The sequence below is a fragment of the Escherichia sp. E.sYA108 genome (assembly GCF_011754335.1).
GTDB lineage: Bacteria > Pseudomonadota > Gammaproteobacteria > Enterobacterales > Enterobacteriaceae > Escherichia > Escherichia coli.
Map to the genome: position 1 here is coordinate 4640796 of NZ_JAAQVZ010000001.1, position 18422 is coordinate 4659217.

Here is an 18422-nt window from a genome sequence, read left to right on the forward strand (position 1 = left end):
TACAAATGCGCTCCCCGTAGGTCGGATAAGACGCATCAGCGTCGCATCCGACACCCGAACCACGAGGCGAAAAATGATTAACGTACAAAACGTCAGTAAAACCTTCATCCTGCACCAGCAAAACGGCGTGCGCCTGCCTGTATTACAAGGCGCCTCACTCACCGTCAACGCCGGCGAATGCGTGGTACTCCACGGCCATTCCGGCAGTGGAAAATCAACTCTGCTACGCTCGCTGTATGCCAACTATCTACCCGACGAAGGGCAAATCCAGATCAAACACGGTGATGAATGGGTCGACCTGGTCACCGCGCCAGCGCGCAAAGTGGTGGAGATCCGCAAAACCACTGTCGGCTGGGTAAGCCAGTTTCTGCGCGTCATCCCACGTATTTCGGCACTGGAAGTGGTGATGCAGCCGCTGCTCGATACCGGCGTACCGCGTGAAGCCTGCGCCGCTAAAGCCGCGCGTCTCCTCACCCGCCTGAACGTGCCTGAACGCCTGTGGCACCTTGCGCCATCGACCTTCTCCGGTGGCGAACAGCAGCGTGTCAACATCGCGCGCGGTTTTATCGTCGACTATCCGATTCTGCTGCTGGATGAACCCACCGCCTCGCTGGACGCTAAAAACAGCGCCGCCGTAGTGGAACTGATCCGCGAAGCCAAAGCCCGCGGCGCGGCCATCGTCGGTATCTTCCATGACGAAACCGTACGCGAGCAAGTCGCCGACCGCCTGCACCCAATGGGAGTCTCTTCATGATTATCAATAACATCAAACTGGTGCTGGAAAACGAGGTGGTACACGGTTCTCTGGAGATGCAGGACGGCGAAATCCGCGCCTTTGCCGAAAGCCAGAGTCACCTGTCAGAAGCAATGGACGGCGAAGGCGGCTGGCTGCTACCGGGGCTGATTGAGCTGCATACCGATAATCTGGATAAATTCTTCACCCCGCGCCCGAAAGTTGACTGGCCTGCCCACTCGGCGATGAGCAGCCACGACGCGCTGATGGTGGCGAGCGGCATCACCACCGTGCTGGACGCCGTGGCGATTGGTGATGTACGCGACGGCGGCGATCGGCTGGAGAATCTGGAGAAGATGATCAACGCCATCGAAGAGACGCAGAAACGCGGCGTCAACCGTGCCGAGCACCGTCTGCATCTGCGCTGCGAACTGCCGCATCACACCACGCTGCCGCTGTTTGAAAAACTGGTACAGCGCGAACCGGTAACGCTGGTGTCGCTGATGGATCACTCACCGGGCCAGCGCCAGTTCGCCAACCGCGAAAAATATCGTGAATATTATCAGGGCAAATACTCGCTCACCGATGCGCAGATGCAACAGTACGAAGAGGAGCAACTGGCGCTCGCCGCACGCTGGTCACAGCCGAATCGCGAATCCATCGCCGCAATGTGCCGCGCGCGACACATTGCGCTCGCCAGCCACGATGACGCCACGCACGCCCACGTAGCCCAATCCCATCAGCTTGGCAGCGTGATCGCCGAATTTCCCACCACGTTCGAAGCGGCAGAAGCCTCGCGCAAGCATGGCATGAACGTGCTGATGGGCGCGCCGAATATCGTGCGCGGCGGTTCGCACTCCGGCAACGTGGCGGCCAGTGAACTGGCGCAGCTTGGCCTGCTGGATATCCTCTCTTCCGACTACTACCCCGCCAGCCTGCTCGATGCGGCATTTCGCGTCGCCGATGACGAGAGCAACCGCTTTACGCTGCCGCAGGCGGTGAAGCTGGTGACTAAAAATCCGGCGCAGGCGCTTAATCTTCAGGATCGCGGGGTGATTGGCGAGGGCAAACGCGCCGACCTGGTGCTGGCGCATCGCAAGGGCAACCACATTCATATCGACCACGTCTGGCGTCAGGGTAAAAGGGTGTTCTGATGACGGGAAAACTGATTTGGTTAATGGGGGCCTCTGGCTCCGGAAAAGACAGTCTGTTGACGGAACTCCGCCAGCGGGAACAAACTCAGCTACTGGTAGCGCATCGCTACATCACGCGCGCCGCCAGCGCCGGAAGTGAAAACCATATCGCCCTGAGCGAGCAGGAGTTTTTTACCCGCGCGGGGCAGAACCTTCTGGCCTTAAGCTGGCACGCTAACGGTCTGTATTATGGCGTCGGCGTCGAGATTGACCTCTGGCTGCACGCTGGATTTGACGTGGTGGTCAACGGCTCACGCGCCCATCTGCCGCAGGCGCGGGCGCGCTATCAATCGGCGCTGCTGCCCGTTTGTTTACAGGTTTCGCCAGAGATCCTGCGCCAGCGCCTGGAAAACCGTGGTCGTGAAAATGCCAGTGAAATTAACGCCCGGCTGGCGCGCGCTGCCCGCTATACTCCTCAGGATTGTCTTACGCTCAATAATGACGGCAGCCTGCGCCAGTCGGTCGACAAGTTGCTGACGCTGATTCATCAGAAGGAGAAACACCATGCCTGCTTGTGAGCTTCGCCCGGCTACGCAGTACGACACCGACGCAGTTTACGCGCTGATTTGTGAGCTAAAACAGGCGGAGTTTGACCACCAGGCGTTTCGCGTGGGGTTTAACGCCAATCTGCGCGATCCGAACATGCGCTACCATCTGGCGCTGCTGGATGGCGAAGTTGTCGGCATGATCGGCCTGCATTTGCAGTTTCATCTGCATCATGTCAACTGGATCGGCGAAATTCAGGAACTGGTGGTGATGCCGCAGGCGCGCGGTCTGAACGTCGGCAGTAAATTACTGGCATGGGCAGAAGAAGAAGCCCGCCAGGCCGGGGCCGAAATGACCGAGCTTTCCACCAACGTGAAGCGCCACGACGCGCACCGATTTTACCTGCGCGAAGGCTACGAGCAGAGCCACTTCCGCTTCACCAAGGCGCTGTAACATGAGCCTGACCCTCACGCTCACCGGCACCGGCGGCGCACAGGGCGTTCCGGCATGGGGCTGCGAGTGCGCGGCCTGCGCCAGAGCGCGACGCTCGCCGCAGTATCGCCGCCAGCCATGCAGCGGCGTCGTGAAGTTTAACGACGCGATCACCCTGATCGACGCCGGGCTGCACGATCTCGCCGATCGCTGGTCGCCCGGATCGTTCCAGCAGTTTTTGCTGACGCACTACCATATGGATCACGTCCAGGGGCTGTTCCCGCTGCGCTGGGGCGTGGGCGACACAATCCCGGTCTACGGTCCACCGGATGAGCAGGGCTGCGACGATCTGTTTAAACATCCGGGCCTGCTTGATTTCAGCCACACGGTGGAGCCGTTTGTGGTGTTTGATTTGCAGGGGTTGCAGGTCACGCCGCTGCCGCTTAACCATTCGAAACTCACTTTCGGCTATCTACTGGAAACGGCACATAGCCGGGTGGCGTGGCTGTCTGACACTGCAGGCCTGCCGGAAAAAACGCTGAAATTTTTACGCAATAATCAGCCACAGGTAATGGTGATTGATTGCAGCCACCCACCGCGCGAGGATGCACCGCGTAATCACTGTGATTTAAATACCGTGCTTGCGCTGAATCAGGTTATCCGCTCGCCACGGGTGATTCTGACCCATATCAGCCATCAGTTTGATGCGTGGCTGATGGAAAACGCGCTACCATCGGGGTTTGAGGCGGGGTTTGATGGGATGGAGATTGAGGTGGCGTGAGGGAAAATACCCGCGCCGGCCCCTATATCAACGCCCATACTCATCTTCCATTCTCCGCTCTTCATCTTCCAGTTGCCGACGCTCCTGATCAAGCTGGCGCTGGCGATCGTCCAGCTGCCTGCGGCGATCTTCAAACTGGCGGCGGCGGTCATCATATTGTCTGCGCCGATCGTCGCTCACTTCACGCTGCCAGCCGTCGTCGCGCGAATCTTCATAGTCTCGCCCACGGTCAGGGTTATAAGCGTCGTTAATCGCCTGCTGAATATTGCCAATGGTGTCGTCGATAATATCGGCCTGGGCCGGAACGGTGGACAGCGTGAGCAGGGTGAATAAAAGAAATAGCGGAAAGCGTTTCATTAGCCAACCTCAAAAAGAAACTCTATCCACATTAGTCATTACTCATCCATGCAAGTAGTGGATGAATCTCAATTCCTTTGCTGCTCTATTGCCGTAATCGCCTCCACGCGTTGTTGATGACGACCGCCTTCGTACTGTGCGCCCAGCCACGCATCGACAATCATTTTTGCCAGTTCGAGGCCAACCACTCGTGAACCAAAAGCCAGCACGTTGGTATCGTTATGCTGCCGCGAAAGTTGCGCGGAATAAGGTTCGCTACAAACGACCGCGCGAATTCCGGCAAACTTGTTCGCCGCTATCGAAATACCGACGCCAGTGCCACAAATCAAAATCCCGCCATCAGCCTCTCCGCCAGCAACGGCCAGTGCGACTTGACTGGCGTAATGCGGATAATCAGTACGCTCTGACGACCAGGTTCCTTTATCAATCACTTCAACGCCACGCTCAACTAAATGTGCCACTATTTCATGTTTTAAAATGAAACCGACATGATCACAGCCAAATGCAATCTTTTTCATTCATCTTCCCCGCCCGTGCAAAACTTCACAATCAAAAAACATTTGTGATGTAAATGAATTAAAAACATCCAAAATCGATGAAATCCGCCTTCCCGATCTGTTTTACAGAGTTACATCTGGCAGCGCAATAGCGTTAAAGACACTCACTATCCAGCAACATCTATCATCTAATAAACCAGAAAGACAAATAACATCATGTTTTTAAAGTGATTAAATGAAACGAAATTTTAAGCCACTCTCCATTATTCACAACAAAATAAACTTTATAAATTTTATTTTTTTGTGAAGTTGCCAGCATCTTTTCTGTTCTTGCTGTGGTGATATAGTGGCGTCTTCAATTCAAGGACAAGAGAACGTGATGAGCCAGTCAGAGTTTGATTCAGCGCTTCCGAACGGTATCGGGTTAGCGCCTTACCTGCGAATGAAGCAGGAAGGAATGACAGAAAACGAAAGCCGCATCGTGGAGTGGTTACTCAAACCCGGTAACCTGAGTTGTGCACCCGCAATTAAAGATGTCGCAGAAGCTCTGGCGGTATCTGAAGCGATGATCGTTAAGGTATCAAAGCTGCTGGGGTTTAGCGGCTTTCGTAACTTACGCAGTGCGCTGGAAGATTATTTTTCTCAGTCAGAACAAGTATTGCCTTCCGAGTTGGCTTTTGATGAAGCGCCGCAGGATGTGGTGAATAAGGTATTTAACATCACTTTACGCACCATTATGGAAGGTCAGTCGATCGTCAACGTTGATGAGATCCACCGTGCCGCCCGCTTTTTCTATCAGGCCAGACAGCGGGATTTGTACGGTGCCGGAGGATCAAATGCTATCTGTGCTGATGTACAGCACAAGTTTTTGCGCATTGGCGTACGCTGCCAGGCCTATCCGGACGCTCACATCATGATGATGTCTGCTTCGTTGTTACAGGAAGGAGATGTGGTGCTGGTGGTGACCCATTCCGGGCGAACCAGTGATGTAAAAGCGGCTGTAGAACTGGCAAAAAAGAACGGGGCAAAGATTATTTGTATAACGCATAGCTATCATTCACCAATAGCGAAGCTGGCCGATTATATTATTTGCTCACCGGCCCCGGAAACACCGTTATTAGGTCGTAATGCCTCGGCAAGAATATTACAACTGACTTTGCTGGACGCGTTTTTTGTCTCTGTCGCCCAGCTCAACATTGAACAAGCTAATATTAATATGCAAAAAACCGGCGCAATTGTTGATTTCTTCTCACCAGGCGCGCTGAAATAAGAAAAAGGTAATTCCGCCATCGCGGAGTTACCTCTCCCCTTACCGTGAGAACATGATTATGAATAAATATCTGAAATATTTCAGCGGCACACTCGTGGGCTTAATGTTGTCAACCAGCGCTTTTGCTGCCGCCGAATATGCCGTCGTATTGAAAACACTCTCCAATCCATTTTGGGTAGATATGAAAAAAGGCATTGAAGATGAAGCAAAAACGCTGGGCGTCAGCGTTGATATTTTTGCCTCTCCTTCAGAAGGCGATTTTCAATCTCAATTGCAGTTATTTGAAGATCTCAGTAATAAAAATTACAAAGGTATCGCCTTCGCACCATTATCCTCAGTGAACCTGGTCATGCCTGTTGCCCGCGCATGGAAAAAAGGCATTTATCTGGTCAATCTCGATGAAAAAATCGACATGGATAATCTGAAAAAAGCAGGCGGTAATGTGGAAGGTTTTGTCACCACCGATAATGTTGCCGTCGGGGCGAAAGGCGCGTCATTCATTATTGACAAGCTGGGTGCCGAAGGGGGTGAAGTCGCAATCATTGAGGGTAAAGCCGGTAACGCCTCCGGTGAAGCGCGTCGTAATGGTGCCACCGAAGCCTTCAAAAAAGCAAGCCAGATCAAGCTTGTCGCCAGCCAGCCTGCCGACTGGGACCGTATTAAAGCACTGGATGTCGCCACTAACGTGTTGCAACGTAATCCGAATATTAAAGCGATCTATTGCGCGAATGACACGATGGCAATGGGTGTTGCTCAGGCAGTCGCAAACGCTGGAAAAACGGGCAAAGTGTTGGTCGTCGGTACAGATGGCATTCCGGAAGCCCGCAAAATGGTGGAAGCCGGACAAATGACCGCGACGGTTGCCCAGAACCCGGCGGATATCGGTGCAACGGGTCTGAAGCTGATGGTTGACGCTGAGAAATCCGGCAAGGTTATCCCGCTGGATAAAGCACCGGAATTTAAACTGGTCGATTCAATCCTGGTCACTCAATAAAACTGAATGATGCCGGATGATGATGCTAATGAAGTGTCTTATCCGGCCAACAAAATAACCTGAACGTAGACCTGATAAACGTAGCCATCAGGCAATAATACGATATTTCGTGCAGAGAGGTTATTTATGGCCACGCCATATATATCGATGGCGGGGATCGGCAAGTCCTTTGGTCCGGTTCACGCATTAAAGTCGGTTAATTTAACGGTTTATCCTGGTGAAATACATGCATTACTAGGAGAAAATGGTGCGGGTAAATCTACGCTAATGAAAGTGTTATCCGGGATACATGAGCCGACCAAAGGCACCATTACCATTAATAACATTAACTATAACAAACTGGATCATAAATTAGCGGCACAACTCGGTATCGGGATTATTTATCAGGAACTCAGCGTTATTGATGAATTAACCGTACTGGAAAATTTATATATTGGTCGTCATCTGACGAAAAAAATCTGTGGCGTCAATATTATCGACTGGCGAGAAATGCGTGTCCGCGCCGCCATGATGTTATTACGCGTGGGCTTGAAAGTTGATTTAGATGAGAAAGTGGCGAATTTATCTATCAGCCACAAGCAGATGCTGGAAATTGCCAAAACGCTGATGCTCGACGCCAAAGTCATCATCATGGATGAACCCACCTCCTCACTCACCAATAAAGAGGTGGACTATCTGTTTCTGATCATGAATCAGTTGCGTAAGGAGGGTACGGCCATCGTCTATATCTCGCATAAATTGGCGGAAATTCGCCGTATTTGCGACCGCTATACGGTGATGAAAGACGGCAGCAGCGTTTGCAGCGGCATGGTGAGCGATGTGTCAAATGACGATATCGTCCGTCTGATGGTAGGCCGCGAATTGCAAAACCGTTTTAACGCGATGAAGGAGAATGTCAGCAACCTTGCGCACGATACGGTTTTTGAGGTGCGCAACGTCACCAGCCGTGACAGAAAAAAGGTCCGGGATATCTCATTTAGCGTCTGCCGGGGAGAAATATTAGGCTTTGCCGGACTGGTCGGTTCCGGACGTACTGAACTGATGAACTGCCTGTTTGGCGTTGATAAACGCGCTGGCGGAGAAATCCGTCTTAATGGCAAAGATATCTCTCCACGTTCTCCCCTGGATGCCGTGAAAAAAGGGATGGCTTACATCACTGAAAGCCGCCGGGATAACGGCTTTTTCCCCAACTTTTCTATCGCTCAGAACATAGCTATCAGCCGCAGTCTGAAAGACGGCGGCTATAAAGGCGCGATGGGGTTGTTTCATGAAGTTGACGAGCAACGTACCGCTGAAGCCCAGCGCGAACTGCTGGCGCTGAAATGTCATTCGGTAAACCAGAACATCACTGAACTCTCCGGCGGTAACCAGCAGAAAGTCCTGATCTCCAAATGGCTGTGCTGTCACCCGGAAGTGATCATTTTCGATGAACCTACCCGTGGCATCGACGTTGGCGCGAAAGCCGAAATTTACAAAGTGATGCGCCAACTGGCGGACGACGGAAAAGTCATCCTGATGGTGTCATCTGAACTACCTGAAATTATCACCGTCTGCGACCGCATCGCCGTGTTCTGCGAAGGACGACTGACGCAAATCCTGACCAATCGCGATGACATGAGCGAAGAGGAGATTATGGCATGGGCTTTACCACACGAGTAAAAAGCGAAGCGAGCGAGAAGAAACCGTTCAACTTTGCGCTGTTCTGGGATAAATACGGTACTTTTTTTATCCTGGCGATCATCGTCGCCATTTTTGGTTTGCTGTCGTCAGAATATTTTCTGACCACCAATAATATTACCCAGATTTTTGTGCAAAGCTCCGTGACGGTACTGATCGGCATGGGGGAATTCTTCGCTATCCTGGTCGCCGGTATCGACCTTTCGGTTGGCGCGATTCTGGCGCTTTCCGGTATGGTGACCGCTAAACTGATGTTGGCAGGTATTGATCCGTTTCTCGCGGCGCTAATTGGCGGTGTACTGGTTGGCGGCGCACTGGGGGCGATCAACGGCTGCCTGGTCAACTGGACGGGACTACACCCGTTCATTATCACCCTTGGCACCAACGCTATTTTCCGTGGGATCACGCTGGTGATCTCCGATGCCAACTCGGTATACGGCTTCTCATTTGACTTCGTGAACTTCTTTGCCGCCAGCGTAATTGGGATACCTGTCCCCGTTATCTTCTCGCTAATTGTCGCGCTCATCCTTTGGTTTCTGACAACGCGTATGCGGCTCGGACGCAACATCTACGCACTGGGCGGCAACAAAAACTCGGCGTTCTATTCCGGGATTGACGTGAAATTCCACATCCTGGTGGTGTTTATCATCTCCGGTGTTTGTGCAGGTCTGGCAGGCGTCGTCTCAACTGCACGACTCGGTGCCGCAGAACCGCTTGCCGGTATGGGTTTTGAAACCTATGCCATTGCCAGCGCCATCATTGGCGGCACCAGTTTCTTCGGCGGCAAGGGGCGCATTTTCTCTGTGGTGATTGGCGGGTTGATCATCGGCACCATCAACAACGGTCTGAATATTTTGCAGGTACAAACCTATTACCAACTGGTGGTGATGGGCGGATTAATTATCGCGGCTGTCGCCCTTGACCGTCTTATCAGTAAGTAAGGAATTGAACATGAAAATCTCCCCCTCGTTAATGTGTATGGATCTGCTGAAATTTAAAGAACAGATCGAATTTATCGACAGCCATGCCGATTACTTTCACATCGATATCATGGACGGCCACTTTGTGCCGAATCTGACGCTCTCACCGTTCTTCGTAAGCCAGGTAAAAAAACTGGCGAGTAAACCGCTCGACTGCCATCTGATGGTAACGCGTCCGCAGGATTACATTGCTCAACTGGCACGTGCGGGAGCTGATTTCATCACTTTGCATCCGGAAACTATCAACGGTCAGGCATTCCGCCTGATTGATGAAATCCGCCGTCATGGCATGAAAGTGGGGCTGATTCTTAATCCGGAAACGCCGGTTGAGGCCATGAAATACTATATCCATAAGGCTGATAAAATTACGGTCATGACTGTCGATCCCGGTTTTGCCGGACAACCCTTCATTCCTGAAATGCTGGATAAAGTTGCCGAACTGAAGGCATGGCGTGAACGAGAAGGTCTGGAGTACGAAATTGAGGTGGACGGTTCCTGCAACCAGGCAACTTACGAAAAACTAATGGCGGCAGGGGCGGATGTCTTTATCGTCGGCACTTCCGGCCTGTTTAATCATGCGGAAAATATCGACGAAGCATGGAGAATTATGACCGCGCAGATTCTGGCTGCAAAAAGCGAGGTACAGCCTCATGCAAAAACAGCATAACGTCGTAGCGGGCGTGGATATGGGGGCAACGCATATCCGCTTTTGTCTGCGGACAGCAGAAGGTGAAACGCTACACTGCGAAAAAAAGCGGACCGCAGAAGTTATTGCTCCCGACCTGGTGTCGGGTATCGGCGAAATGATTGACGAGCAACTCAGGCGCTTTAACGCTCGCTGTCATGGTCTGGTGATGGGATTTCCGGCGCTGGTCAGTAAAGATAAACGCACCATTATTTCTACGCCTAACCTGCCGTTAACAGCGGCAGATTTATATGATCTCGCCGATAAGCTCGAAAATACGCTGAATTGTCCGGTTGAGTTTTCCCGCGACGTTAACCTGCAACTCTCCTGGGACGTAGTAGAAAACCGCCTTACGCAACAACTGGTTCTGGCAGCCTATCTCGGTACGGGGATGGGGTTCGCAGTGTGGATGAACGGTGCGCCGTGGACGGGTGCACACGGTGTGGCAGGCGAACTGGGCCATATCCCCCTGGGAGATATGACCCAACACTGCGCGTGTGGTAATCCTGGGTGCCTGGAAACCAATTGCTCTGGAATGGCGCTAAGACGCTGGTACGAACAACAGCCCCGAAATTACCCATTGAGCGATCTTTTCGTCCATGCGGAAAACGCCCCTTTCGTCCAGAGTCTGCTTGAAAACGCGGCACGAGCCATTGCCACCAGCATTAATCTGTTCGATCCCGATGCGGTGATTCTGGGTGGTGGCGCGATGGATATGCCCGCCTTCCCACGCGAGACTCTCATTGCCATGACCCAAAAGTACCTGCGCCGTCCACTGCCGTATCAGGTCGTGCGCTTTATTGCCGCCTCATCTTCTGACTTTAATGGCGCTCAGGGTGCAGCAATATTGGCGCATCAACGTTTTTTGCTACAGTCCTGTGCTAAAGTCCCATGAGTAAAGCGTTGGCACAGTAGCGCAATATCCCGCTGTGCCAACGACAGGTACAATATATATAATAATTACATAAAACAGCCCATATTATTCCCAGCAATGATAGTTCTACTGTAATTTTCCCTCTTCAGCACAAATGCCTAATAAAATGGCTCGTTCCGCTCACACTTCCACTTATTAAAGTCGCAATTTCAGAATTATGATAACGCCAGCTTTAAATGACGTATTTTGCATGGATTACATATTTACGACATAAATGATAAATGGAGATTTATATGAATAACTCTCGGTTATTCCGTTTGAGCAGGATTGTTATTGCGTTCACTGCCGCCAGCGGCATGATGATAAATACCGCTTACGCAACAGATGAAGCGAAAGCCGCCACTCAATATACCCAACAGGTTAATCAGAATTACGCCAAATCATTACCGTTTAGCGATCGTCAGGATTTTGACGATGCCCAGCGTGGATTTATCGCTCCGCTGCTGGATGAAGGTATTCTGCGTGATGCGAACGGTAAAATTTACTACCGCGCGAATGATTACAAATTTGATATTAATGCCGCTGCGCCGGAAACCGTAAACCCCAGCCTGTGGCGTCAGTCGCAGATCAACGGCATTTCAGGCCTGTTCAAAGTCACCGATAAAATGTATCAGGTGCGCGGCCAGGATATCTCTAACATTACGTTCGTTGAGGGCGAGAAAGGCATTATTGTTATTGACCCACTGGTGACGCCACCTGCCGCAAAAGCCGCACTTGACCTTTACTTCCAGCATCGCCCGCAAAAACCCATTATTGCCGTTATCTATACCCACAGCCACGCCGACCACTATGGCGGCGTGAAAGGCATCATCTCTGAAGCCGATGTTAAATCCGGAAAAGTTCAGGTGATTGCTCCAGCTGGCTTTATGGACGAAGCCATCAGCGAAAACGTGCTGGCGGGTAACATCATGAGCCGCCGTGCGCTCTACTCTTACGGTCTGTTACTGCCGCACAACGCGCAAGGCAATGTGGGTAATGGCCTTGGCGTGACGCTGGCAACGGGCGACCCGAGCATTATTGCACCGACTAAAACTATCGTGAGAACTGGCGAGAAGATGATTATCGACGGCCTGGAGTTTGACTTCCTGATGACCCCAGGTAGCGAAGCGCCAGCGGAAATGCACTTCTATATTCCGGCCCTGAAAGCCCTGTGTACCGCCGAGAATGCCACGCATACCCTGCACAACTTCTACACCCTGCGCGGCGCGAAAACCCGCGACACCAGCAAGTGGACCGAGTATCTGAACGAAACATTGGATATGTGGGGTAACGACGCGGAAGTACTGTTTATGCCGCACACCTGGCCGGTTTGGGGCAATAAGCATATCAATGATTATATTGGTAAATATCGCGATACTATCAAGTACATTCACGACCAGACCCTGCACCTGGCGAACCAGGGCTACACCATGAATGAAATCGGCGACATGATTAAGCTGCCGCCTGCGCTTGCCAATAACTGGGCCAGCCGCGGCTATTACGGTTCTGTCAGCCACAACGCCCGCGCGGTATATAACTTCTATCTTGGCTATTACGACGGTAACCCGGCTAACCTGCATCCGTATGGTCAGGTGGAGATGGGTAAACGTTACGTGCAGGCGCTGGGCGGTTCTGCCCGCGTCATCAACCTGGCGCAAGAAGCGAACAAGCAAGGTGATTATCGCTGGTCGGCAGAACTGCTGAAACAGGTGATTGCTGCCAACCCGGGTGACCAGGTCGCGAAGAATCTGCAAGCGAATAACTTTGAACAGCTGGGCTATCAGGCCGAGTCCGCCACATGGCGCGGTTTCTACCTGACCGGCGCGAAAGAGCTGCGCGAAGGGGTGCATAAGTTCAGCCACGGCACCACCGGTTCCCCGGACACCATTCGTGGGATGTCGGTCGAAATGCTGTTCGACTTTATGTCCGTTCGCCTCGATAGCGCGAAAGCCGCGGGTAAAAATATCAGCCTGAACTTCAATATGAGCAACGGCGATAACCTCAACCTGACGCTGAACGATAGCGTGCTTAACTACCGTAAAACACTGCAACCGCAAGCTGACGCCTCTTTCTACATCAGCCGTGAAGATCTGCACGCCGTGCTGACCGGACAGGCAAAAATGGCCGATCTGGTGAAAGCGAAGAAAGCCAAAATTATTGGCAATGGCGCGAAACTGGAAGAAATTATCGCCTGTCTGGATAATTTCGATTTGTGGGTGAATATCGTAACCCCAAATTAATGTCACTCGCTTTTGGGGGCGCTGAAGCCCCCAAAAGCATTTATTTTAAAAATATATACAGCAAATTAATACATGAAATATATAAGTTATGAATGCGGTGGCTGAATAAAGCTATTTTTATTCATCAAGAAAATAGCCATACTGACGCCTTCAATGGATATTGATATTCACTACAGATATTGTTCGCAGCAGACAGGATGTATTTAATATGCCAACAGTTCTCTCTCGCATGGCGATGCAACTCAAAAAGACAGCCTGGATAATTCCCGTCTTCATGGTATCGGGATGCTCATTATCTCCGGCGATCCCGGTGATCGGCGCTTATTATCCCGGCTGGTTTTTCTGCGCTATTGCCAGCCTTATTTTGACGCTCATCACGAGGCGAATTATTCAGCGGACAAATATCAATCTGGCATTTGTCGGAATTATTTATACCGCCCTTTTTGCTCTCTACGCCATGCTGTTCTGGCTGGCATTTTTCTAATCTATTTGAGACGCGCTCATGGAAAGTACGCCGAAAAAAGCTCCTCGCAGTAAATTCCCTGCTCTGTTAGTGGTTGCGTTGGCGCTGGTTGCCCTTGTTTTCGTTATCTGGCGCGTAGACAGTGCGCCATCAACTAATGACGCTTACGCGTCAGCAGATACCATTGATGTGGTGCCGGAAGTCAGCGGTCGCATTGTAGAACTGGCGGTCACCGACAACCAGGCGGTGAAACAGGGCGATTTGCTGTTCCGCATTGATCCGCGCCCGTACGAAGCCAATCTGGCGAAAGCTGAAGCCTCCCTCGCGGCGCTGGATAAGCAAATTATGCTCACCCAGCGTAGCGTTGACGCACAACAGTTTGGTGCCGACTCGGTTAATGCCACGGTAGAAAAAGCCCGTGCCGCCGCGAAACAAGCCAGCGATACGTTACGCCGTACCGAACCGCTACTGCGAGAAGGTTTTGTTTCTGCGGAAGAGGTTGACCGTGCAAGAACCGCACAGCGTGCGGCAGAAGCGGACCTTAATGCCGTATTGTTGCAGGCGCAGTCAGCCGCCAGCGCCGTCAGCGGCGTGGATGCGCTGGTGGCGCAGCGTGCGGCAGTGGAAGCGGATATTGCCCTGACCAAACTGCATCTGGAAATGGCGACCGTTCGCGCGCCGTTTGATGGCCGGGTCATTTCCCTCAAAATCTCCGTCGGGCAGTTTGCATCTGCGATGCGCCCTATTTTCACTCTAATCGACACTCGTCACTGGTACGTGATTGCCAACTTCCGCGAAACTGATCTGAAAAATATTCGCTCGGGTACACCCGCAACCATTCGCCTGATGAGCGACAGCGGCAAAACCTTCGAGGGTAAAGTGGATTCGATTGGCTACGGCGTGCTACCGGATGACGGCGGCCTGGTGCTGGGCGGCCTGCCGAAAGTGTCTCGTTCTATTAACTGGGTCCGCGTTGCCCAGCGTTTTCCGGTCAAAATCATGGTCGATAAACCTGACCCGGAAATGTTCCGCATCGGCGCTTCGGCAGTCGCTAATCTTGAGCCGCAATAATGAGCGCGCTCAACTCCCTGCCATTACCGGTGGTCAGGCTGCTGGCGTTCTTTCATGAAGAGTTAAGCGAGCGGCGACCAGGGCGCGTGCCACAGACTATGCAACTCTGGGTAGGCTGCCTGCTGGTGATTCTGATCTCGATGACTTTTGAGATCCCTTTTGTGGCGTTATCACTGGCAGTGCTGTTTTACGGTATTCAGTCGAACGCGTTTTACACCAAATTTGTGGCGATCTTGTTTGTGGTCGCCACGGTGCTGGAGATCGCCAGCCTGTTTTTGATCTACAAATGGTCATATGGCGAACCGTTGATCCGATTGATCATTGCCGGGCCGATCCTGATGAGCTGTATGTTTTTGATGCGCACCCATCGGTTGGGGCTGGTCTTTTTCGCCGTCGCCATTGTCGCTATTTACGGGCAAACCTTCCCCGCCATGCTCGACTATCCGGAAGCGGTCGTGCGCTTAACGCTGTGGTGTATCGTTGTTGGCCTCTATCCAACCTTGCTGATGACGTTAATCGGCGTGCTGTGGTTTCCCAGTCGTGCCATTACGCAGATGCATCAGGCGCTTAATGATCGGCTTGATGATGCCATTAGCCACCTGACGGACAGCCTCGCACCGCTACCCGAAACGCGGATTGAAAGAGAGGCGCTGGCGCTGCAAAAACTCAATGTCTTTTGCCTCGCGGACGATGCCAACTGGCGAACCCAGAGCGCATGGTGGCAAAGCTGCGTGGCAACGGTAACCTACATTTACTCGACACTGAATCGCTACGATCCCACCTCTTTTGCTGATTCTCAGGCAATTATTGAATTCCGACAAAAATTAGCTTCAGAAATCAACAAGCTGCAGCATTCCATTACCGAAGGTCAGTGCTGGCAAAGCGACTGGCGGATCAGTGAAAGTGAAGCGATGACGGCACGGGAATGTAACCTGGAGAATATCTGCCAGACGCTGTTACAGCTTGGTCAGATGGACCCGAATACGCCGCCAACGCCCGCAGCCAAACCGCCATCAATGGTCGCCGATGCTTTTACCAATCCAGACTATATGCGCTACGCGGTAAAAACGCTGCTCGCCTGTTTGATCTGTTACACCTTCTACAGCGGCGTGGACTGGGAAGGCATTCATACCTGTATGCTGACCTGCGTGATCGTCGCTAATCCAAATGTCGGTTCGTCGTACCAGAAGATGGTGCTGCGTTTTGGTGGGGCCTTTTGCGGCGCGATTCTGGCGCTGTTATTCACGCTACTGGTCATGCCCTGGCTGGACAATATTGTCGAATTGCTGTTTGTGCTGGCACCGATTTTCCTGTTGGGCGCATGGATTGCCACCAGCTCTGAACGCTCTTCTTATATCGGCACACAGATGGTGGTCACCTTCGCGCTCGCCACGCTCGAAAACGTTTTTGGCCCGGTGTACGACCTGGTGGAAATTCGCGATCGCGCTCTGGGTATCATCATTGGTACCGTGGTGTCGGCGGTGATTTACACCTTTGTCTGGCCTGAAAGCGAAGCGCGCACGCTGCCGCAAAAACTGGCTGGCGCGCTGGGTATGTTGAGTAAAGTAATGCGGATCCCACGCCAGCAGGAAGTCACGGCTCTGCGCACTTATCTGCACATTCGCATAGGTCTGCATGCGGCGTTTAATGCCTGTGAAGAGATGTGCCAACGCGTGGTGCTGGAGCGTCAACTGGACAGCGAAGAACGCGCATTACTGATTGAACGTTCGCAAACGGTTATTCGTCAGGGCCGCGATATTCTTCACGCCTGGGATGCCACCTGGAACTCGGCGCAGGCGCTGGATAACGCACTACAGCCGGACAGAGCAGGTCAGTTTGCCGACGCCCTGGAGAAATACGCTGCCGGTGTGGCTACCGCACTCAGTCATTCTCCTCAAATAACGTTAGAAGAGACATCCGCCTCGCAGGCCATTCTGCCCACCTTATTAAAACAGGAGCAACACGTCTGCCAGCTTTTCGCCCGCTTGCCAGACTGGACAGCCCCGGCATTAACGCCCGCCACGGAACAGGCACAAGGAGCCACGCAATGATCAATCGTCAACTTTCACGTCTGCTGTTGTGCAGCATTCTCGGCAGCACGACGCTGATTTCCGGCTGTGCCCTGGTACGTAAGGATTCTGCGCCTCATCAACAGCTCAAACCGGAGCAAATCAAACTGGCCGATGATATTCATCTTGCCAGCTCCGGCTGGCCGCAGGCGCAGTGGTGGAAACAACTCAATGACCCGCAGCTGGATTCGCTGATCCAACGGACGCTAAGTGGTTCACACCCCCTCGCCGAAGCGAAACTGCGGGAAGAAAAAGCGCAGTCCCAGGCCGATTTGTTAGATGCCGGTTCACAATTACAGGTCGCAGCGTTAGGGATGCTCAACCGCCAACGCGTCTCGGCGAACGGCTTTTTAAGCCCTTATGCGATGGATGCGCCAGCACTGGGTATGGACGGGCCGTACTATACGGAAGCCACAGTCGGTTTGTTTGCCGGACTGGATCTCGATTTGTGGGGTGTGCATCGCTCAGCGGTTGCTGCCGCCATTGGCGCGCATAATGCCGCGCTGGCAGAAACCGCAGCAGTAGAGCTATCGCTGACCACGGGCGTAGCGCAGCTTTATTACAGTATGCAGGCCAGCTATCAGATGCTCGATCTGTTAGAACAAACTCGCGATGTGATTGATTACGCGGTGAAAGCGCACCAGAGTAAAGTGGCGCACGGTCTGGAAGCGCAAGTGCCTTTCCACGGCGCGCGGGCACAGATTCTGGCGGTCGATAAACAAATTGCTGCCGTCAAAGGGCAAATCACTGAAACGCGAGAATCTCTGCGTGCATTGATTGGCGCGGGAGCCAGCGATATGCCGGAGATCAAACCGGTGGCATTACCACGAGTACAGACCGGCATTCCGGCAACGCTCTCTTATGAGTTGCTCGCCAGACGCCCGGATCTGCAAGCCATGCGCTGGTATGTTCAGGCGTCATTAGATCAGGTGGATTCCGCGCGGGCGCTGTTCTACCCGAGCTTTGATATCAAAGCGTTTTTCGGTCTGGACTCCATCCACCTGGATACCTTATTCAAAAAAACCAGTCGCCAGTTCAACTTCATCCCGGGTCTGAAATTGCCGCTGTTTGACGGTGGACGGTTGAATGCCAATCTCGAAGGCACTCGCGCCGCCAGCAACATGATGATTGAACGTTACAACCAGTCAGTACTGAACGCGGTGCGTGACGTTGCCGTCAACGGCACACGTCTGCAAACGCTCAACGACGAGCGAGAGATGCAGGCTGAACGCGTAGAAGCAACGCGCTTCACCCAGCGCGCAGCCGAGGCCGCCTATCAGCGCGGCTTAACCAGCCGCTTACAGGCCACCGAAGCCCGGTTGCCAGTGCTTGCCGAAGAGATGTCATTACTGATGCTGGACAGCCGCCGGGTGATCCAAAGCATTCAGTTGATGAAATCGCTGGGCGGCGGGTATCAGGCGGCTCCCATCGTCGAGAAAAAATAAAATGTCTACCGCGTGATGGCTGTCACGCGGTATTTCGTTTCGTCACGTCAAAACTGACGACAGCCTGTTTTTCGTCAGAGTTTTGAATAAATAGTGCCCGTAATATCAGGGAATGACCCCAAATAAAATGTGGCAT

General features: G+C 52.6%; 18 protein-coding genes. 16 read left to right on the forward strand and 2 right to left on the reverse strand.

The features are described from left to right. Positions 1–73 precede the first annotated feature (73 nt). Genes phnL through phnP form a run of 5 tightly spaced genes read left to right on the forward strand, consistent with a single transcriptional unit; the run spans position 74 to position 3625 of the window. Positions 74–754, forward strand: a complete 681-nt coding sequence (gene phnL / locus HBM92_RS22265) for a phosphonate C-P lyase system protein PhnL (protein WP_000611411.1) — start codon at positions 74–76, stop codon at positions 752–754. Then, a complete protein-coding gene (gene phnM, locus HBM92_RS22270) occupies positions 751–1887 on the forward strand; it encodes an alpha-D-ribose 1-methylphosphonate 5-triphosphate diphosphatase (protein ID WP_000586248.1) in 1137 nt (378 codons plus the stop codon). Before phnL ends, phnM begins: the two co-directional genes overlap by 4 nt. Then, positions 1887–2444: a ribose 1,5-bisphosphokinase gene (phnN, locus tag HBM92_RS22275; RefSeq protein ID WP_000145993.1), complete on the forward strand. Its 558-nt coding sequence runs from the start codon at positions 1887–1889 to the stop codon at positions 2442–2444. The genes phnM and phnN overlap by 1 nt, the downstream gene beginning before the upstream one ends. Next, positions 2431–2865, forward strand: a complete 435-nt coding sequence (phnO, locus tag HBM92_RS22280) for an aminoalkylphosphonate N-acetyltransferase (RefSeq protein ID WP_001110514.1) — start codon at positions 2431–2433, stop codon at positions 2863–2865. The genes phnN and phnO overlap by 14 nt, the downstream gene beginning before the upstream one ends. Position 2866: 1 nt before the next feature. Then, positions 2867–3625: a phosphonate metabolism protein PhnP gene (gene phnP, locus HBM92_RS22285; protein WP_000059916.1), complete on the forward strand. Its 759-nt coding sequence runs from the start codon at positions 2867–2869 to the stop codon at positions 3623–3625. A 27-nt stretch (positions 3626–3652) separates the two neighbouring features. Here the strand turns inward: phnP and yjdP are convergent, their stop codons facing one another. Next, positions 3653–3982, reverse strand: coding sequence for a DDRRRQL repeat protein YjdP (gene yjdP / locus HBM92_RS22290; protein WP_000819746.1), 330 nt, complete (start codon positions 3980–3982; stop codon positions 3653–3655). 68 nt (positions 3983–4050) lie between these two features. After that, positions 4051–4500, reverse strand: coding sequence for a bifunctional allose-6-phosphate isomerase/ribose-5-phosphate isomerase RpiB (rpiB, locus tag HBM92_RS22295; protein ID WP_000716791.1), 450 nt, complete (start codon positions 4498–4500; stop codon positions 4051–4053). Positions 4501–4858: 358 nt separating this feature from the next. On the opposite strand from rpiB, the gene alsR reads away from it, so the two are divergent. The 11 genes from alsR (at position 4859) to mdtP (ending at position 18286) form a co-directional block, all read left to right on the forward strand. Further along, a complete protein-coding gene (alsR, locus tag HBM92_RS22300) occupies positions 4859–5749 on the forward strand; it encodes a D-allose utilization transcriptional regulator AlsR (protein ID WP_000083216.1) in 891 nt (296 codons plus the stop codon). 58 nt (positions 5750–5807) lie between these two features. Then, positions 5808–6743 (forward strand): D-allose transporter substrate-binding protein, encoded by a 936-nt coding sequence (alsB, locus tag HBM92_RS22305; RefSeq protein ID WP_001361478.1) that lies wholly within the window; start codon positions 5808–5810, stop codon positions 6741–6743. 126 nt (positions 6744–6869) lie between these two features. Continuing rightward, complete coding sequence (alsA, locus tag HBM92_RS22310; RefSeq protein WP_000235240.1) at positions 6870–8402, forward strand: D-allose ABC transporter ATP-binding protein AlsA; 1533 nt, start codon at positions 6870–6872, stop codon at positions 8400–8402. Continuing rightward, positions 8381–9361: a D-allose ABC transporter permease gene (alsC, locus tag HBM92_RS22315; RefSeq protein ID WP_000507101.1), complete on the forward strand. Its 981-nt coding sequence runs from the start codon at positions 8381–8383 to the stop codon at positions 9359–9361. Before alsA ends, alsC begins: the two co-directional genes overlap by 22 nt. A gap of 10 nt (positions 9362–9371) precedes the next feature. Further along, entirely contained in the window at positions 9372–10067 is a 696-nt protein-coding gene (gene alsE / locus HBM92_RS22320; RefSeq protein WP_001314355.1) for a D-allulose-6-phosphate 3-epimerase, read from the forward strand. After that, positions 10051–10980 (forward strand): allose kinase, encoded by a 930-nt coding sequence (gene alsK, locus HBM92_RS22325; protein ID WP_001171670.1) that lies wholly within the window; start codon positions 10051–10053, stop codon positions 10978–10980. The genes alsE and alsK overlap by 17 nt, the downstream gene beginning before the upstream one ends. Before the next feature lie 272 nt (positions 10981–11252). Then, a complete protein-coding gene (gene yjcS, locus HBM92_RS22330; RefSeq protein ID WP_001443151.1) occupies positions 11253–13238 on the forward strand; it encodes an alkyl sulfatase YjcS in 1986 nt (661 codons plus the stop codon). 208 nt (positions 13239–13446) lie between these two features. Continuing rightward, a complete protein-coding gene (locus HBM92_RS22335; RefSeq protein WP_001317551.1) occupies positions 13447–13722 on the forward strand; it encodes a YtcA family lipoprotein in 276 nt (91 codons plus the stop codon). Between the two features lie 18 nt (positions 13723–13740). Then, complete coding sequence (gene mdtN / locus HBM92_RS22340; RefSeq protein WP_000446362.1) at positions 13741–14772, forward strand: multidrug efflux transporter periplasmic adaptor subunit MdtN; 1032 nt, start codon at positions 13741–13743, stop codon at positions 14770–14772. Further along, positions 14772–16823, forward strand: coding sequence for a multidrug efflux transporter permease subunit MdtO (mdtO, locus tag HBM92_RS22345; protein WP_001275175.1), 2052 nt, complete (start codon positions 14772–14774; stop codon positions 16821–16823). The genes mdtN and mdtO overlap by 1 nt, the downstream gene beginning before the upstream one ends. After that, positions 16820–18286, forward strand: coding sequence for a multidrug efflux transporter outer membrane subunit MdtP (mdtP, locus tag HBM92_RS22350; RefSeq protein WP_000610612.1), 1467 nt, complete (start codon positions 16820–16822; stop codon positions 18284–18286). Before mdtO ends, mdtP begins: the two co-directional genes overlap by 4 nt. The last annotated feature ends 136 nt before the right edge of the window (positions 18287–18422 follow it).

What these genes read in the sequence shown, in the direction of transcription:
- mdtN (WP_000446362.1), top strand. Translation starts at nt 13,741, where the DNA reads ATGGAAAGTACGCCGAAAAAAGCTCCTCGCAGTAAATTCCCTGCTCTG.
- yjdP (WP_000819746.1), bottom strand. Translation starts at nt 3,982, where the DNA reads ATGAAACGCTTTCCGCTATTTCTTTTATTCACCCTGCTCACGCTGTCC.
- alsC (WP_000507101.1), top strand. Translation starts at nt 8,381, where the DNA reads ATGGGCTTTACCACACGAGTAAAAAGCGAAGCGAGCGAGAAGAAACCG.
- phnL (WP_000611411.1), top strand. Translation starts at nt 74, where the DNA reads ATGATTAACGTACAAAACGTCAGTAAAACCTTCATCCTGCACCAGCAA.
- alsA (WP_000235240.1), top strand. Translation starts at nt 6,870, where the DNA reads ATGGCCACGCCATATATATCGATGGCGGGGATCGGCAAGTCCTTTGGT.
- alsB (WP_001361478.1), top strand. Translation starts at nt 5,808, where the DNA reads ATGAATAAATATCTGAAATATTTCAGCGGCACACTCGTGGGCTTAATG.
- phnM (WP_000586248.1), top strand. Translation starts at nt 751, where the DNA reads ATGATTATCAATAACATCAAACTGGTGCTGGAAAACGAGGTGGTACAC.
- alsE (WP_001314355.1), top strand. Translation starts at nt 9,372, where the DNA reads ATGAAAATCTCCCCCTCGTTAATGTGTATGGATCTGCTGAAATTTAAA.
- phnP (WP_000059916.1), top strand. Translation starts at nt 2,867, where the DNA reads ATGAGCCTGACCCTCACGCTCACCGGCACCGGCGGCGCACAGGGCGTT.
- alsK (WP_001171670.1), top strand. Translation starts at nt 10,051, where the DNA reads ATGCAAAAACAGCATAACGTCGTAGCGGGCGTGGATATGGGGGCAACG.
- HBM92_RS22335 (WP_001317551.1), top strand. Translation starts at nt 13,447, where the DNA reads ATGCCAACAGTTCTCTCTCGCATGGCGATGCAACTCAAAAAGACAGCC.
- mdtP (WP_000610612.1), top strand. Translation starts at nt 16,820, where the DNA reads ATGATCAATCGTCAACTTTCACGTCTGCTGTTGTGCAGCATTCTCGGC.
- phnN (WP_000145993.1), top strand. Translation starts at nt 1,887, where the DNA reads ATGACGGGAAAACTGATTTGGTTAATGGGGGCCTCTGGCTCCGGAAAA.
- yjcS (WP_001443151.1), top strand. Translation starts at nt 11,253, where the DNA reads ATGAATAACTCTCGGTTATTCCGTTTGAGCAGGATTGTTATTGCGTTC.
- phnO (WP_001110514.1), top strand. Translation starts at nt 2,431, where the DNA reads ATGCCTGCTTGTGAGCTTCGCCCGGCTACGCAGTACGACACCGACGCA.
- mdtO (WP_001275175.1), top strand. Translation starts at nt 14,772, where the DNA reads ATGAGCGCGCTCAACTCCCTGCCATTACCGGTGGTCAGGCTGCTGGCG.
- alsR (WP_000083216.1), top strand. Translation starts at nt 4,859, where the DNA reads ATGAGCCAGTCAGAGTTTGATTCAGCGCTTCCGAACGGTATCGGGTTA.
- rpiB (WP_000716791.1), bottom strand. Translation starts at nt 4,500, where the DNA reads ATGAAAAAGATTGCATTTGGCTGTGATCATGTCGGTTTCATTTTAAAA.